A 16,957-nucleotide genomic window follows, 5' to 3' on the forward strand; every position below is an offset into this window, starting at 1 on the left:
TGCCGGTGGAGCGGCCGCGGCCGCTCCACTGGCACACCCTGTCTCCAAAATATCGTCAGGTTCATAGCCTCCACACGACTTCTACTTGAAAGTAAAATAGCCCAGAGGGGGTGATGGTGATGTTGACCATGGGCCATAAAAACATGTATCATAGAGGGACACGGTAATAAGCAAAAATTGTAGAGAAGATCATGGCGCCTTGTTCAATAGGCATTTATGCGCCGCAGAAGTAGACAAAAAACAATGAAGCAGACATCTTTCTGGAATAATTTAACACAACCAATTATTGGCCTGGCACCAATGGATGGCGTCACTGATGCTCCATGTCGTACGATGCATGGCATCCATGGCCGTCCTGACGTGATCCTCACTGAGTTTACCAATGTTGAAGGGCTGTGGCGAGGCAGTGATCGCATCTTCCGCGATTTTCTGTATACGCCCGCTGAACGACCTGTCGTGGCACAGATTTTTGGGTGCCGTCCCGAGTACTTTTATAAGGCCGCGCATGTGGTCTGTGAGCTCGGTTTTGATGGCCTGGATATCAATATGGGCTGTCCAGCCAGTGCGGTGGCAAATAAAGGCGGGGGCGCGGCACTGATTCGCCTGCCTGAAACGGCCAAAGCTATTGTGCGTGCCTGTCAGCAGGGTGTACACGATTGGGCAAATGGCCAGACGCTGGAAGATTTAGAGATGGATCCCCATCGTATTCGCCAGATTCAACAGATGAATGAAGATCGAGCACGTATCTGGGGTGACCCTATACGTTACGAGCGTCGCCTGATACCAGTCTCGGTAAAAACACGGCTTGGCTATGATTCAATTGTGGTTAAGGATTGGATGCAGGAACTATTAGAGCTTGAGCCTGCCGTAATCTCACTTCATGGTCGGACTCTGGTACAACACTATAAAGGCGAAGCCAACTGGGATGCCATCGCGGAAGCCGCCGAAGTGGTCCATAAAACTGATACATTGATTCTGGGCAATGGTGATATCCACAGTCTGTATCAGGCTGCCGAACGTATTCGGACGACCGGCGTTAATGGCGTCTTGATCGGACGGGCAACCTTTGGCAATCCCTGGCTCTTCAAAAATAAGGAGCTACTCAGGCAGATACTGAGAGATGGTATCATACCAACCCCTGAAAATCTACCGGATGTGGAACCAACCCGTGAGGAACGGCTATTAATGGCACTCGAGCATGCACGTACCCATGCGAAAATTAAAGGGCAGGACCACTATGTGGAGTTGCGCAAACACATGGGCTGGTATCTGGGCCATTTTGTTGGCGCGAAACGTATCCGTAATGAACTGGTACGTATGAATAGTCTGTCAGAAGTTGAGGAGATTATTCAGCGTGCTCTCGACGAGCCGGAGCCTACTCGCTACGAAGTAGAGGACAACATGCCAGCTATTGAGGTGCATGATTCCTCATTAGATCTTAGTTGCTCCGCGTAACCTATAGATAATACCCCAAAAAAGAAAAGGTCGAGCGTTTATCCGTTGAGTAAACACTCGTCCTTTTCTTTTTTCTGACCACCAGGCTTTTTTTCGCTACCTATTTTGAGTAAGCCACATCATGACTCTTTTGACGCACGAAAAGAGTCATTGCAGTATCGAGATGAGACAGATGCATATCCCACGGACTTCACCAACTTCGGAGAAGGGATATGTCGGCAACAGTGGCTTCTATGTCAGCTAAAAAATGCCTTGCGTAAGGTTAGACCAGAACTCCTTCGAGCTCACCAACTAGTTTCTGGATCGCTCGTAAGCGTTGCTCAGCAATCTCGACATTCTCCAGTGCTTGTGCTAAAATACGTGCCTCCAGCGATGGATAAGTTTCGACTATCTCGGGATCAATAGAGCCACCCAGAAGTTCTAGAGCGCGGCTCAAGTTGTTTTCCAAGGTTCCAATTGACATTACTTGTTACCTCTCCGAAGCATAGAATTCAGCGACTACCAATGGGACGATCTATGTAAACAGTGTCTCACCAAGTATAAACGCGCTCTCCGTACTATCTTTTACTACGTAAGCACGTGCTCATTGGTTACACTGATGAGCACGCGATTGAGTTTCTTCCTCTAGCTCTACGTTTATATTACACTAGACGCAAACAGCAGCTTATACGGGGATATGTCCTGACTTGCCCTGGCAATATATGATATTGTCATTACAGAATTGCTATACTTTCTATCTACCCACCATTTGTTCGTGTAATTTCAGTATCAATTTAGATTATAATTTGGATTTTCGCTTTTGTCGTATCTATTGTGCTCACAATCAGCATAATACCAGGGTTTTCTCGACAACACAACAAAGAGGTACCTCTGTGCTTACTCCATTGCTCCAGCTTATCTTTATCTTAACCACATCACCTCTAACACAGCAGAATATAACGAAGAACAACCAAAAATCGAGATGAAAATACACTGGTATAATTTCATTTATCGCGAAATGTGCGCAAAAAATCATGGCTATTTGTCTTGAGAAAAAGCTCCATTTGGCCTTTTTCTGCCAGAAAAAAATCTATTCGACTGCTCTGGAAATATCATGACTACGTTTTCTATGAAATGGAACATGTTGAAGCTACCTCGAAATAAGAACCGTATAAAAAAGGGATGCGAAAAATAAGTAACACATGATTAAATGCTTAATACTTGTTTTACTCTCTGGGCACTTGTGTCGGAGACAACAGTAAAGGAAGAACATATAATGCAGAATAACTATTCAACCCACCAGGCAGAAGTCCTCGTTAATGCTCCGGTACATCAGGTATATTCCCTGTTTACCCATTTCAATGACTTTCCAAAATTCATGAGCTTCATCAAAGAGGTGACTTACCACGATGAGCAGTCAAGCCATTGGGTAGCTGATGTCGTTGGTCGCCATGAGTGGGATGCAGTCAATGATGATTGGAGAGAAGATCAGCAGATCGGCTGGCGTTCAACGAATGGTCTGGAAAATTTCGGGAGTGTTACGTTCACACCAACATCCGACGACCAGACTACCGTCCATGTGTCGATCAGCTATAATCCACCGGCTGGTGTACTGGGAGATGCAGGTGAGAAGCTAGGTGCTGGTAGCCGCTTCCAGACTGCACTGGAGCACGATCTTAATCATTTTGCTCAGATGGTGAACGAGGCTCCCGCTGGCGCTCTCGATCCTAACTCTTCAAACTACCTGTTCCATGAAGATAGCGCTGCCAGCAAGGGTCAGACCACAAGCCGTCAAAATGAGACCATGCAGGGCGATAATAATTATGATCGTACCAGCACTGGTATGCCAAAAATGGATCGCGATATCACTGGTACTACCAATGATCGTCTGGCCGCGAATGATATCGACACAGGCGCGATTCCAGTCGAGCCATCGACGATTACGCCCGATGAAAATCCACGCACCAGCACAGATCGTAACAACTACTAGTACAAGCGGTCCAGGTAAAAGACCTTCATTTTACTAGCACTCAAGAAGAGCCACCACGATCCCACCAGGAACGCGGCGGCTCTTCTTTCCTACTGCATACAGTATAAATTGTATCACTCATAATGATATAATTGACAAATATTCGCAGACCCACCCACTGGATAAAAGGAAAAGGACCACCTAAAAACTTTATGAAGCCTAAACACCCACGCGAAAAGCTCGCATCAGATGCGCAACAAAAGGATGTAGAGCTAACTAAACTGCTGGATATTGTCGAAAAAGACATCGAGGCACTTGTCTCTATTCGCCTTTCAGAAGAGCGAGAGACCAGCAGGCATCAACAATTCGTTGAACGTATCACCTACAATCTGCTGGGACGTCCCTACACATTGTATGCAATTATCATTATCGTGCTCCTCTGGGTGCTCTATAATATTATTGGTGCCCTCTTCGGCTGGCAACGTCTGGACCCACCACCCTTCTCAGATCTACAGGGAGTTATCGGCTTTATTGCGCTCCTGACAACAACCGCTGTCTTGATTACCCAGAATCGTCAGGCCAGACTTGATGATCAGCGTACACATCTAGATCTGGAACTTTCACTCCTGATTGATCGCAAAGTCAGTAAGGTGATTGAGCTCATTGAAGAGTTACGCCGCGACATACCCAATGTACAGAATCGCCATGATCCTCAGGCAAATATCATGCAGGAGAGCGCAGATCCAGCTCAAGTGCTTTCCACCTTTCAGCAAAATTATGAAAATGTGGTCAGAGAGGATCAAGCACCTTTTTAAGCAGTTTTCAGCAGGAAAATTCTATACGTATAGAGATATGCACCTCTCACTATGCATCTCCCATATTAGTGCCGTGCAGGAGCCTTGACTTTTTAAATTTGAGATGGTATCGTATAACTATTCCAAACGGATGGAATACACCAGGGAAACAAAAAGACCCTGGCACAAGGCCTGGTCCTTGCATAAGCAACCCTGAAAGGAGATCTTATGACTTCCATTGATCTTATAAGAACCATGAAGAAACCAATTCATGTTCTAGGGGTAGTATTTCAAATTGACTAGGAACGCCCGTAGATACGGGCCAACCGATACCTCTGAGCATCTGACACCCCGTATTTTGTAAGGCTCAATAGCCCGTACAAGTCATGACGCACTTTAAACGTCCGGGAGAGACGGATGTCGACAGAGGAATATCACTGTTATATTCAGTGATGTACTTAGTAGAATAGTAGTACTCGGTTGACGTATAAATCGGGAGTTGTGAAACAAAAAGAGACACAGATGAGCTGGATAACCGTGATTATCCAGCTCTCTTTTTATGTCTGAATAAGCGTTGTTTCCTACTCTTATGGTGGAGCGTGCAGCCAGCCACACTCGGGCCCTGAAGGACCCGTGCTTCTTTTCTGTGTGGTGTCAAAAAGTGTTCTCCGAACACTTTTTGACACCACACAGAAAACCGTTAGAACGCCATAGGCGCAAAAACAACGCTCAGCGAAGCATGGATTTCATGCGTATCAAACACTATCTGAAATAACCGTGCTCGATAGAATAAGAGGGCTGGCTTCCTGAAAACATAGATCAACAGGTGCCAGCCCTTTTGCGATAGATGCTGCTTACTCTTTTCCAAGCGAAAGGACGGCCATGAAGGCTTCCTGAGGAATTTCAACACTCCCAACCATCTTCATGCGCTTCTTACCTTCTTTCTGCTTCTCCAGGAGTTTGCGCTTACGCGAAATATCACCACCATAACATTTTGCCAGCACGTCTTTACGCATGGCTTTGACGGTTTCGCGGGCAATAACACGCGAGCCGATCGCGGCCTGGATAGGCACATCAAAAAGCTGGCGAGGAATCAGGCTCCGTAATTTCTCAACGAGAGCTCTACCCTGATAATAGGCACTTTCACGGTGGAGAATTAAGGACAGGGCATCAACCGGGATCGCGTTAACCAGAATATCCATTTTGACCAGATCCGAGGCTCGGTAAGAGCCAAAGCTGTAGTCCAAAGATGCATATCCTTGCGTACGCGATTTAAGCTGATCATAGAAGTCAATAATCAGCTCAGCCAATGGAATCTCATAGGTCATCAAGACGCGCTCGGCCTCAATATATTTCAGCTCTTTATAGATACCGCGCTTGGCCGTCACAAGTTCCATGATGGTTCCAATATAGCGCGAAGGCGTGAAGATTGAGATGTCCATATGCGGTTCTTCAATCTGCTCGATCTCACCAAAGTTTGGCATGTCAGAGGGATTAGACACCTCGATAATTTCACCACCAACTTTAGTCACATGATATTCTACGCTGGGAGCAGTAGCTAGAATATCCAGATTATACTCACGCTCTAATCGCTCCTGGATAATCTCCATGTGTAGCAGGCCAAGGAAGCCACAACGAAAACCAAACCCCAGTGCGTTAGAGGTCTCGGGCTCATAATAAAGGGCTGCATCATTCAACTTCAAACGATCCAATGCCTCACGCAACTCAGGATAATCATTGCTATCTACGGGATAGAGTCCAGCAAAGACCATTGGTTTGGCTGGCTGATAACCTGGTAATGGCTCAACAGTCGCCAGAGCGCCAGGTACGGTAACGGTATCACCCACCTGACAGTCCTTGACATTTTTAAAACCGGTGGCAATATAGCCAACTTCGCCAGTAGTCAATGTTTTGGTCGAGACCATTTTGGGATGAAAACAGCCCACTTCCAAAATATCGGCTGAACTGCCAGCAGCCATCATAGAAAGACGCTCGCCTTCAAACAGTTTACCATCGATAACACGGACATAGGCGATAACGCCTTTGTACGCATCATAATGCGAGTCAAAGACCAATGCCCGTAACGGACTCTCTTCTTTTCCGATGGGGGCTGGCACACGGCTGACAATCGCCTCGAGGATCTCCTGGGTACCAATACCTTCTTTGGCAGAAGCCAGAATGCACTCCTCTTTAGGTAGCCCGATCACATCTTCAACCTCTTGCTTGACCCGCTCGGGCTCGGCACTGGGTAGATCGATTTTATTGATAACCGGTATAATGGTGAGATCGGCCTCCAGGGCAAGATACAGATTGGCCAGAGTTTGAGCCTCAACACCCTGAGTCGAATCAATAACCAGCAGAGCCCCTTCACAGGCGGCAAGACTACGTGAAACTTCATAGGTAAAGTCCACGTGCCCTGGAGTATCAATGAGATTCAACTCATACTCTTCACCATTTAAAGCCTGATAGCGCATGCGTACAGCCTGTGACTTAATCGTGATTCCCTTCTCACGTTCCAGGTCCATCTGGTCGAGGGTCTGCGCCTGCATGTCACGTTTAGAGACCGTGCCGGTAAACTCTAGCAAACGATCAGCAAGGGTTGACTTGCCATGATCGATATGGGCAATGATACAAAAATTCCTGATATGTGACTGGTCCGTCATTCTGCAATAATCCCCCCACACAACACCTCCGCACCATCCTCCCCGCCATAGAAGACGGCGGCTTGTCCTGGTGTGATGGCCCGCTGTGGCTGTAACAAGGTGACACGCACACGATCACCCTCAAGGGGAGTGACCAGTGCTGGCTGCTCAGGAGCCTTATAGCGAACCCGTACCAACGCCTCAAATGGCTCGGTCGGTGTCTCACCGTTTAGATAATGCATTTTGCCAACAACGAACTCTGACTTTTCCAGCGCGCGGGCTGGCCCTACCACGAGTGCATTATTAGCAGCATCAAGCTTCAGAACATGTAGAGGATCACGGGATGTAATACCCAGTCCTTTGCGTTGTCCAATTGTATAGTATGCCAGACCACGATGTCGGCCAAGGGTATTACCCTGTTGATCCAGGATTGGTCCTGGTTTAGGAATAGAAATCAAACCAGTATTTGGCTTCGGAGCTACTGCAACGCCAACACCGACGGCTTCTTTCTGCTCTTGTCTGGCGGTAGCGTAACGATCGATAAAACCACGATAATCATTTTGCGCGACAAAACAAATCTCCTGGCTCTCAGCCTTGGTTGCCACCATCATGCCACGTTCCGCAGCCATAGCTCGTACCTCTGACTTCGTATAACCACCCAGAGGAAAACAGGCGTGAGAAAGCTGGTGCTGATTTAAAACATGCAGCACATAGGATTGGTCTTTATCTGGATCAACGGCACGCCGTAAACGACGCTTCCCGGTTACGGGATGGTCATCGACACGCACATAATGGCCCGTCGCCAGATAATCGGCATTCAAGGCCAGCGCGCGGTTCAACAAAACCGTAAAGCGGATATGGCGGTTGCAGTTCAAACAAGGATTGGGAGTACGCCCTTCTACATAATCATCATAGAAGGAATCAACAATCTTTTCTTTGAATTCTTCTTCAACATTTACCAGATAAAAAGGAATATCAAGCATACGGGCCACGCGCCTGGCGTCGTCTACCGATTCGATTGAGCAGCATTTGTTTTGCGCGACACGCTCAATGCCATCATCTTCAGCTTCAATAACACCAGGTTCAGACCAGAGACGGAGCATGATACCGATCACCTCGTGGCCTTGTTCTTTGAGGAGCGCAGCGGCGACCGAGCTATCTACGCCGCCGCTCATTGCGACGACTATTCGTGCCATGTTATAAATTCCTGCTTATTTGTTACTAGTGTGTAAGGTAATAATAGGTGTATGTAGAAAAAAGGACTAGCCTCGTGGGGGCTAGTCTTATGAATCTTTGTTGTGCGATCTGGGTAATGAATATGTTTTGCCCTTTCTTGCCAACAGTAAGAGTAGCACAGCCAGGATTGCTTGTCAAATACACACGAGCTCAACGATGCCGCTCCATCGAGATGTGCGAACACTTTCAAGATGCCTTACCTGATGTACTGCTCAGGCTTGTCAAGCAGGAGACATACTGTGTATAATAGCAACAATGTGCTACGTGAGATATTGCAGGTGCTATATCACCTTGAAATGGCAAGAGCGCACGTCTGAACGATGAGCCAAGCGTTTATAACAAGAACCACAGTCGCTCGCCATGCTGTATTATTTAACCCGGCAAGCGAGCAAGGGAGTAAAAAACCACCATGCCAAAGAAATCAGCAGCTGCGCGCGGCGGGGCGCAGTATCAGAGACAAAAAGGGTTTGAACTGGTTCGTCCAGAAGGCGCCGAGAATGAGGTTCCTAAGCCACAACAGTCTGAACCCGTAAAAAATAGCGAGCCTACAATCCCTACAACCTCAAAAAAAACCAGAAACAGTGCATCCAATCCAGTTGCCTCAACCCGTGTGCTGGAGCCTGAGTCGCTAGTGAGTAAGCCTGTAGAGACCTCGGCCCCAAAGAGTGCTTCCGCGCGGTTGGCCGAACGTAACCAGGCTGCCCGCCGGGCAAAACAACGGTCCGGGACGGCTATGGTGACGGCTGAACATTTTGCTTATGTGCGCCGTGACCTGATCACTATCGCGATCCTGGCAACGATCATGACTACAGCCATCGTTGTACTTTATTTCGTGCTTGTCTAAGGTCCAGACGACCAGCAAATATCTGTTCAATAAAAAAAAGATGAGGCACTGCATTCTATTATGAACAGTGCCTCTCATCTTTTTTGGTAATGGGCAACTACCAGAAAACCATAAATTACTGTGAATCCCAGATCAGTGTGAGAGCGGGCCGGTGCCTAAACCAGAGAGCACTCCGTGACGATGCGCCTCAGGAATTGTTACACCTAGCACACGCTGCATGGCCATTGTATGACAGCAATCACCCCAGTCATGGAAGAAACGGCAGGTGCACTGCCATTCGCCGTCATCATAGCGGGTGGTATGAACATCATTTTCACCCTGGAATTTTGCTTCGAAACTTGTGAACTGAATGCGCTCGGGCTCTTCTGCATAGCGTTTGGCTTTTGCAATCTTATTGATCATACTTGAATTCATGATCGCACACTCCTTCAATTCTAGCAACCACTCCGTAGCCACATGCACTATATTTTTAGCTCCGGGGGGAGCGTAACATACGTTGTCGTCGCCCCAATTTAAGCGAAAAAAACTTCACTGTCCTCCTTCCATTACTCAAATATACACTCTCATCGCATCAGTCGCGACTTTACTAAGCAGCAGACTGTCAACTAAAAAGAATGATCGATGAGTACACGAAACCCAGGTGCTTAGCAAAGGTCTCTGTAATGAAAAAAGCACCAGGGAACTCTCTCTTCCCTAGTGCGAATTTATGGGTTCAGGCCAGCATTGCTCTGTGGATCAACCTCGGTCGTGACCATCATCAAGCGGCGATGATTGGCTCGCGCTTCTATTGAGACTTCACACATAAGCATTCCACCCTCGCCTGAATCGTAATTCAGACATAATCAACTGTACGCCCAGATGTGCTTTTTGCACCAGGCGAACGTTTAAATCGTGAATGTCATTTGCTCTTGCAGTTGATTATACCATAGAGATAGGAGAAAGTCCACCCTCGAACTGACGAATTTGTTTTGCAATGACATTGCATTTAAATTGTTGAATATATCAAAGCGATTCATTGTATATCATCAAGGCTGAAAATTAACTGTATTCTCTTCATTACAAAACATTCTCATTGCAATTGATGCATATTAGCGTATAAATGTAGTTGTTATTTTCTACAAAAAGTACGACAATAGGGCAATATCTTATTGCATTTTTGCTTGAATTAGAGGGCTGGACCACTTTTACGATTTTGATCGAGCTGGCTTATAAGGCAACCAGACACTGGCCAAGGCTGATTAACTCGTCATAGACGGCTTCAACCTGCTGAGCGACATAACGCCAGTCAAACTGCTGAATGGATGGACGTGCGGCAGCGCTCAGACGCGCTCGTAACTGATCATCACGCAGTAGCATATCCAGACGCTCGGCAAAGAAACCTGGACAACGTGGCACCAGAAATCCTGTTTCACCATGACGCACCACCGTCATGAGGCCGCCAGCGCGGGTCGCAACGACAGGTGTACCACAGGCCAGGGATTCTACGGCTGAGAGGCCAAAAGTTTCATGATAAGAAGGAACCACGGTTACATCGGCGGCACTATAAAATAGTGGCATCTCCTCACGTGCCCGGGCACCCATAAAGTGAACACGTGACTCTATCTGCAGTTCACGCGCCAGGGATTGCAGCTTTTGTAGATCCTGATCGTCGGTCAGCGTACCTCCAACAATCACAATCTGCGCATCTTCTTGCATTAAAGCTGCGGCCCGCAGGAGTTGATCGGGACCCTTAAATGGATCGAGCCGGCCCGCGAATAACAGGACCGGGCGGTCGGACTGAAGACCGATGCTGCGTCGCGCCAGTTGTTTGTTATAGGGTTCAAAAAGTCTGAGGTCAACACCACAGGGAATGACATCAATCTGCTGACTGGTAGCACCACAGTAACGCATCATATGCGTACGCTCATCAGCGGTGGCGGCAATAATACGATCCGCGTGATGGATCAGGCGCTGCTCCATCTCCAATCTCAATGGAGGCTCAGATTCTGAGGGATTGGCCAGTTGTTTGAGCCGGCCCAGGGTATGAAACATAATAATATGTGGCACGCTCCAGAAGCAGGCCAGGCGCATAGCCGCCACTCCTGAGAGCCAGTAGTGGCTATGAATCGCATCATAACGGATATCTTCACGCCGCCGAAATTCTTCGATATGTCTGGCAAAGGTGGGGGTGTATTGGTAAAGTTCGTTTTTATGGATAGCGGCAACGGGACCGGCTTTGATATGGATGACCCGTACATTCGGATGAAGATGTACAATGGTGGGAGTAGTTTCCTGGGTTCGGCGGGTGAAGATATCAATGTGCACATTTTGTGCGGCAAGTTCCCGAGTAAGTTCGCGCATATAAACATTCATGCCGCCTGCATCTTTGGTACGCCCTGGATTATCCAGCGGCGACGTATGAATGCTAAGCATGGCAATAGCATACGACATGTGAGAGTGACTCCTATTCTTCGATTGTCTGGTGCAACTAACTATTGCAGATTCGTGGCCAGCGCCCTTCGCTAGCATATTGCTGATTTAGAAGCATGGCTGCTCCCTCCTTATTTTTACTCATAAGTGTAAACATATTCTGACACAATAACTATTCCGCTCAGCATTTAAAGGGGACTTATGATTCTTTTTCGTGCATTTCAGTTATAGCGTCAAACATCCCTTGCATATCTACTCCTGATCCCTGTGAGACTTCTTGCATACAGGCAATACGTCGGGCCAAAGCCTGATGAAACTCCTGGGTATCCATACCGATCCAGCCAGCCAGATCATTGAGGAGGGATTCATCGGCGTGTTCGAAAGTATCATCAAATGAGTTCCAGAGAGATAAAGGAACTGGCACAATACTATCAGGCCGTTCGGGATCGACATGTGGTTGGATGAAATGGGTACTGAACCAGCGGCGGCGGGCGGGATAGCTTCTGCCAGCCAGACCGATATTAATAATTAATCCTAAGCGTCTAATATGCTCTGGCGCAAGCCGTAGATCATGTTGATACATATGCATTACATCATCAATGGTATCAGCATGCACACTGGTCGCCACGTGATAGCCCTGTCCAGGTAACATCAAATAACGCCGGGCAATCCTTCCCCACATATAGATAGGTAGATGGTCGCTGACCTCATTACACAGCGCATAAGTAGTATCAGGATTAATATCTGGCAGGCGCGTAAAAGAAAAATTTTCATACATACCTGACATATAAGCCAGGGCCGTCTCTTCAGGCAAAAATTGTAGCAATGCATTGAGCGTGGTTGTTTTACCAACGCCAGGTTGCGGATCGGTCGGACCTGCTACAGTTAAGGAGACACGATGTTCAAGTAATAACCAGACCAGGCCAGCGGTCTCAGCGTCAACACTCTGTAAGGCAATAATTTCGGCCACCGATAGCGGTCGCCGTGATTCGTAATGCCAGTAATAACGCTCATAGGGGTCACGGGGATCAAACATGTTTAGCTTCCCTTCCAGACACAGTCGAACTCACGCTAGAAGTTTCGCACTACATAGCACGACACACACGACATTACATTTTTTGTTCGCCGGCCTCTTGCGCGTCGGTCGGAGCAGGCTTTGCAGGTTCAGGAGCCTTTAACCAGCTCGGTTTTGGACTCCACCCAATGGCAAGTACGTGCGGATGCACATCCTGTTGCTTATCTTTGGAGATTTCGACCAGACTTACCGAGGCGTTATCAATTGAGAGCACGCCAGCCTGAGCAGGTTGCAATCTAGCATAATGGGCTACCAACAATTTTACGACGTCAGCATGGGCCACAAAAGTTGGATAGGCTCCAATATCATCTCGGGCTAACCAGCGCTCCACTGCATTTACCACTCTCTGCTGCACTTGCGGAAAGGTTTCGATACCCTCAGGAGCAACGGTAGGATCTTTGACATAGGCCTTCCAGTTTGGATCGTTTTTAGAAAGCTCATCAATCACCTGACCGGCCCAGGGGCCGACATTGGTGTCCATCAGGTCTGGCTCCTGCATGATCTCAATATTTCTTCCCTGTGCCAGATATTCTGCGGTATGATATGCTCGCTCTAAAGGACTACTGATAATCGCGCTAATTGGAAATACCTGCAAAGCATCTCCCAGACGTGCCGCCTGTTGATGTCCTACCTCATTGAGTGAAACACCAGACAGTTGACCTGGGAGGCGATGTTCGACATTCCATGTGGTTTGTCCATGTCGCACAATCAGCAACGTTTGTTTCATATGTGTTTGTGTACTTTCTATAGACTGTGGTGACAGCCAGAGACGCATACGCCAGCAGATAAAGCGCCATCCCACACTCAAGCAAACCCATCCTAGATATAGCCATCTGTATATACTCTCAAGCCACTGGTATAAAAGATCTTGTAGCTGCTCCATATCTCCGATCTTTTCTTTTGACGCTGCGCGTATCCACTTCAGGTGCCATACAATGCTTGTGAATAGCATGCACTATATAGTCAGGCCAGGTAATTGTATCTCATTGTATCAGCGAAGATATTCACGGTGCAACTGGCGCTATTGCCTATACAGAAACATTTGAAGTCCGATGTACACTTTGCCTATGAGATATACCTGATGGTATCAGGATAACAGAAATGGATCACGCAGATAATGTGATCCATTTCTGTTATTCGCAATGCGCGATACTTATATAGCTATTATGCACCATAGCGACGCCGGTTGGCGTCCTGGGAAAATCCTACACTAGCAATTGCGCTACCACCCACTGGGAGTGAGGCCCGGGGTAACTTACCTTGAATGGAGGGGATAGGATCCGCGTTACAGACATCGCCTGGCTGGTTGTTCGTAATTTTACAGATCTGGGCAATCATGTAATTTGCTGAACCAAGCATACCACGGGAGATGTCGGAGGTAGGATCTTTCATCTGGTTGATGATGTCATCATAAGTATGCCCGACCAGGAGTGTAGGTGGAAAGTAAGATCCAGCCGAAACGTATTGATTGCCGATACTGATAAAAGGAAAACTACCGGCGCTCTGCGCACTGGTATAGGGCGGAGCGTCATACGTTTTCACTAGCTGTTGCTGCTCAGTTGTCAGCGCTTCTAGCGTCTGCGGAGGATTGCCGTTGTCGCTTACTTCAACCGGTACAAAGTCCAGATACTGACTCTTATAGGATGACTTATAGAATGAATAGGTGGGCACATTCGATTCACTTGAGACGATGGGAGTGAGCGGTTTTTCAAATGACCCAAATTTACTCAGGGCGATAGTCATCGCCCAACGTTGCGCGGCACAATAGGGGCAGAACTCTCCACCCATGTAAAATACCTGTGGCTTGCCATTTGGTCCTTTGAGGACTGGCGCGCCTTTCACCGGCTTGAGGATAGGGCTAATGGTAGATTCCAGGCCTCCAGTACCTACACGTGATAATAAATCGGGTGATACAGTGGTAACCGACTTGAATATATTAGGGGTGGCTGTTTTGACCACGGACGCCTTTTGTTGTTCGCCAAAATAAATAAAGCCAGCTATAATTAAGACCAATGCTACGATAATACCACCAATTAAAAGCCACGTATTACGGGATGAACGCTGCCGTTGTACTCTTCGGCCGCCGCGCGCCTGGTTTTTTGTATTTTGATTCCGCTGCTCGCGCCGCAAACGCTCCTGCTCTCGTCGTTGCGCAGCCGACGTAGTATGCTTCATTTTTGCCATATGTCTACCTCTTCAATAGATTGGTTGTATCAGGGTGAAAGCTTCAAAGTATTGTAACATAGAGAATTAAGGCTGTACACGGTTAGCTATAATATCGCTTCTGCCTTTCAAGCACGAGTATTTCTTCGCCATTCTTCTAGCGGAGCAGGGCAATATCCGCATACTTTTTTTTCAGTCGTCTCTATCTTTTATCATAACAAATCAAGCTAATACAATCCATATGGTATACTTGAGAATCAAATACTATTTAAATCCCATCCAGAGCAATTATTTGCTGCGATTGAGTGCGATCGTGAACATCGCAAGGATGGCAACCAGACACAGATGAAAAATAAAATTCATTGTACAGGGAAGGAAAATACTATGCACTCCAGACATGAACGTAATGGAATCAGATTACCGCGTTTGCAACATGTGTCTTTATCTATCAAGGATGGTTCACAGGAGCAGATTCGGGCATTCTATGGCGGTTTGCTGGGGTTCCGCGAAAAAGAAGTACCAGCGATCCTGGCTCCTAAAGGATTAGTCTGGTTCGATGCCGGGGATGGCGAGATGGAGCTCCATTTTGTGCCCGATACCCATTTGCAAGGTGCTGAAGAATCCCGTCACTTCTGTCTGGAAGTTGATAATCTGGATGTCTATCGACAAAAGGTAGAGCAGGCTGGCTATCCTATCATTGAGGCCGATCCCATTCCTCATCGTCCTCGCTTCTTCACATTGGATCCATCCGGTAACCATGTAGAACTAACGACCATCCTCGATGATTATCGCAACGTATAAATCCCAATCTTCCTGAATCAGAATATATGCTGGCTTGGGAACATCGCACTTATTGAGCACTATTTATCTGCTGCTAAAAGCCGCTAAATTGATGCTTGACAAAGTCTCCGCAGTAAGATATACTTCTCTTCGTTGACGCAAAAGCGACAACAAGATCTGCCTCGTTCGTCTAGCGGCCTAGGACATCGCCCTTTCAAGGCGGAGATCACGGGTTCGAATCCCGTACGAGGTACTCTATTTTAGAAAAGCCTGGCATCACCTAATTATTTTACGTGAGCCAGGCTTTTCTGCGTTATGTATGTCTCTGCATTATAAGGAAAGTTTCAATTATGATTAGCGTTGAAGAAGCACTCTCACGCATGCTGGCAGACATTACTGCCCTACCAATCATCAAGCTTCCCCTTGCTGAGGTGTCAGGACTTGTCCTGGCTGAAGATGTGGTGGCGCAAGAGGATATTCCACCTTTTGATAATTCCGCGATGGATGGCTTTGCATTACAGAGTACAGATAGTAAAGCTCATAACGGACAGCCTCCTCGCTTACGTGTTACAGGCGGTGTGGCCGCGGGCTATGTCGCGGATCACGCCGTTGAAGCCGGTACTGCGATGCGTATTATGACAGGAGCGCCGGTTCCTCCTGGTGCCGATACGATCATTCAGGTAGAACTAACACACAATGATGGTCCTGATAGCACCTGGGTTGAAATCCTCCATGAAGTTACGCCCGGTAATAATATTCGTCCTGCCGGAGAAGATATGCGCCGGGGCCAAACGATCTTACAGCGTGGAGCTGAATTGGGTGCCTGGGAGATTGGTATTCTGGCGACACTGGGCTGGGCAACGGTACCCGTTGTGCGTCAGGCACGCGTAGCTATTCTTGGCACTGGCGATGAGGTGATTGAGATTGATCAACCGCTGGCGCCAGGCAAGATTCGTAATAGCAATAGCTATCTGTTAGAGGCGGCAGTTCGCCGGGCAGGAGCCCGACCGGAGCGGCTGGGGGTAGCCCGTGATACGGTGGAAAGTCTCCGTGAGAAGTTCGCCCAGGCGGCCAATTATGATCTCATTCTGACTTCAGGCGGAGTCTCGGTAGGAGACTTTGATCTGGTGAAAGATATTATGGCGGAACAGGGACAGGTCAATTTCTGGCGTATCAATATGCGGCCAGGAAAGCCGGTGGCCTTTGGTCATATTGGTGGTGTACCTCTGGTAGGTTTACCCGGCAACCCTGTCTCCAGTGCTGTCACCTTTGAACTGTTTGCGCGGCCGGTGATCCGCAAACTTCAGGGCCATACCTATGTCCTTAAACCACAGGTAGATGTGACAGTAGAGGACGGTATTCAGGATCGAGCACAGCGACGACATTATGTGCGCGCATATGTCACCTGGCATGAGGGTCGCTTTGTAGCTCGTACCACTGGCAATCAGGGGTCACATATGATGACTTCGCTCTTACAGGCTAATGCATTGGTAATTGTGCCAGAAGGCGGTCCCGAAGTGCCACCGGGCACAGTCCTTAAAGCCATCATGCTCGACTGGCCTGAGGATACGCGCGTATAAAAAAAAACTTGAGCAGCCAGGCAACCTTAAG

The 16,957-nt window shown here is 47.7% G+C and carries 14 protein-coding genes and 1 tRNA gene; 7 read left to right on the plus strand and 8 right to left on the minus strand.

The window, feature by feature from the left end; all coding sequences use genetic code 11:
- Nucleotides 1-243: 243 nt before the first annotated feature.
- Nucleotides 244-1,455 (plus strand): tRNA dihydrouridine synthase, encoded by a 1,212-nt coding sequence (locus EL633_RS04410; protein ID WP_161981935.1) that lies wholly within the window; start codon nt 244-246, stop codon nt 1,453-1,455.
- A gap of 262 nt (nt 1,456-1,717) precedes the next feature.
- Here EL633_RS04410 and EL633_RS04415 read toward each other — a convergent pair whose 3' ends face one another.
- Nucleotides 1,718-1,918 carry a hypothetical protein gene (locus tag EL633_RS04415; protein WP_126626030.1) on the minus strand — a complete coding sequence of 67 codons (201 nt, stop codon included), beginning with the start codon at nt 1,916-1,918 and terminating at the stop codon, nt 1,718-1,720.
- Nucleotides 1,919-2,710: 792 nt separating this feature from the next.
- On the opposite strand from EL633_RS04415, the gene EL633_RS04420 reads away from it, so the two are divergent.
- Both EL633_RS04420 and EL633_RS04425 read left to right on the plus strand, forming a co-directional pair.
- A complete protein-coding gene (locus tag EL633_RS04420) occupies nt 2,711-3,424 on the plus strand; it encodes an SRPBCC family protein (protein ID WP_161981936.1) in 714 nt (237 codons plus the stop codon).
- 191 nt (nt 3,425-3,615) lie between these two features.
- Nucleotides 3,616-4,218, plus strand: a complete 603-nt coding sequence (locus tag EL633_RS04425) for a DUF1003 domain-containing protein (protein WP_126626032.1) — start codon at nt 3,616-3,618, stop codon at nt 4,216-4,218.
- Nucleotides 4,219-5,051: 833 nt separating this feature from the next.
- Here the strand turns inward: EL633_RS04425 and lepA are convergent.
- A complete protein-coding gene (lepA, locus tag EL633_RS04430) occupies nt 5,052-6,860 on the minus strand; it encodes a translation elongation factor 4 (RefSeq protein WP_126626033.1) in 1,809 nt (602 codons plus the stop codon).
- Nucleotides 6,857-8,035 carry a tRNA 2-thiouridine(34) synthase MnmA gene (mnmA, locus tag EL633_RS04435; RefSeq protein WP_126626034.1) on the minus strand — a complete coding sequence of 393 codons (1,179 nt, stop codon included), beginning with the start codon at nt 8,033-8,035 and terminating at the stop codon, nt 6,857-6,859. The genes lepA and mnmA overlap by 4 nt, the downstream gene beginning before the upstream one ends.
- Before the next feature lie 449 nt (nt 8,036-8,484).
- On the opposite strand from mnmA, the gene EL633_RS04440 reads away from it, so the two are divergent.
- On the plus strand, nt 8,485-8,919 hold the full coding sequence (locus EL633_RS04440) for a hypothetical protein (protein ID WP_126626035.1): 435 nt from the start codon (nt 8,485-8,487) through the stop codon (nt 8,917-8,919).
- 132 nt (nt 8,920-9,051) lie between these two features.
- Here EL633_RS04440 and EL633_RS04445 read toward each other — a convergent pair whose 3' ends face one another.
- From EL633_RS04445 to EL633_RS04465, 5 genes are all read right to left on the minus strand, one after another.
- Complete coding sequence (locus tag EL633_RS04445; RefSeq protein WP_126595032.1) at nt 9,052-9,333, minus strand: hypothetical protein; 282 nt, start codon at nt 9,331-9,333, stop codon at nt 9,052-9,054.
- A gap of 792 nt (nt 9,334-10,125) precedes the next feature.
- Complete coding sequence (locus EL633_RS04450; RefSeq protein WP_161981937.1) at nt 10,126-11,349, minus strand: glycosyltransferase; 1,224 nt, start codon at nt 11,347-11,349, stop codon at nt 10,126-10,128.
- Between the two features lie 178 nt (nt 11,350-11,527).
- Nucleotides 11,528-12,364, minus strand: a complete 837-nt coding sequence (locus EL633_RS04455) for a hypothetical protein (protein WP_126626037.1) — start codon at nt 12,362-12,364, stop codon at nt 11,528-11,530.
- Between the two features lie 73 nt (nt 12,365-12,437).
- Entirely contained in the window at nt 12,438-13,130 is a 693-nt protein-coding gene (locus EL633_RS04460) for a histidine phosphatase family protein (protein ID WP_161981938.1), read from the minus strand.
- Nucleotides 13,131-13,567: 437 nt separating this feature from the next.
- Nucleotides 13,568-14,587, minus strand: a complete 1,020-nt coding sequence (locus EL633_RS04465) for a DUF929 family protein (protein WP_126626039.1) — start codon at nt 14,585-14,587, stop codon at nt 13,568-13,570.
- A gap of 363 nt (nt 14,588-14,950) precedes the next feature.
- On the opposite strand from EL633_RS04465, the gene EL633_RS04470 reads away from it, so the two are divergent.
- The 3 genes from EL633_RS04470 to EL633_RS04480 all read left to right on the plus strand — a co-directional run bounded on the left by EL633_RS04470 (nt 14,951) and on the right by EL633_RS04480 (nt 16,926).
- Complete coding sequence (locus EL633_RS04470) at nt 14,951-15,367, plus strand: VOC family protein (RefSeq protein WP_161981939.1); 417 nt, start codon at nt 14,951-14,953, stop codon at nt 15,365-15,367.
- A 158-nt stretch (nt 15,368-15,525) separates the two neighbouring features.
- A tRNA-Glu gene (locus EL633_RS04475) sits at nt 15,526-15,599 on the plus strand.
- Between the two features lie 97 nt (nt 15,600-15,696).
- On the plus strand, nt 15,697-16,926 hold the full coding sequence (locus EL633_RS04480) for a molybdopterin molybdotransferase MoeA (RefSeq protein WP_126626041.1): 1,230 nt from the start codon (nt 15,697-15,699) through the stop codon (nt 16,924-16,926).
- The last annotated feature ends 31 nt before the right edge of the window (nt 16,927-16,957 follow it).

The sequence above is a fragment of the Dictyobacter alpinus genome (assembly GCF_003967575.1).
In the GTDB taxonomy this organism is placed as follows: domain Bacteria; phylum Chloroflexota; class Ktedonobacteria; order Ktedonobacterales; family Ktedonobacteraceae; genus Dictyobacter; species Dictyobacter alpinus.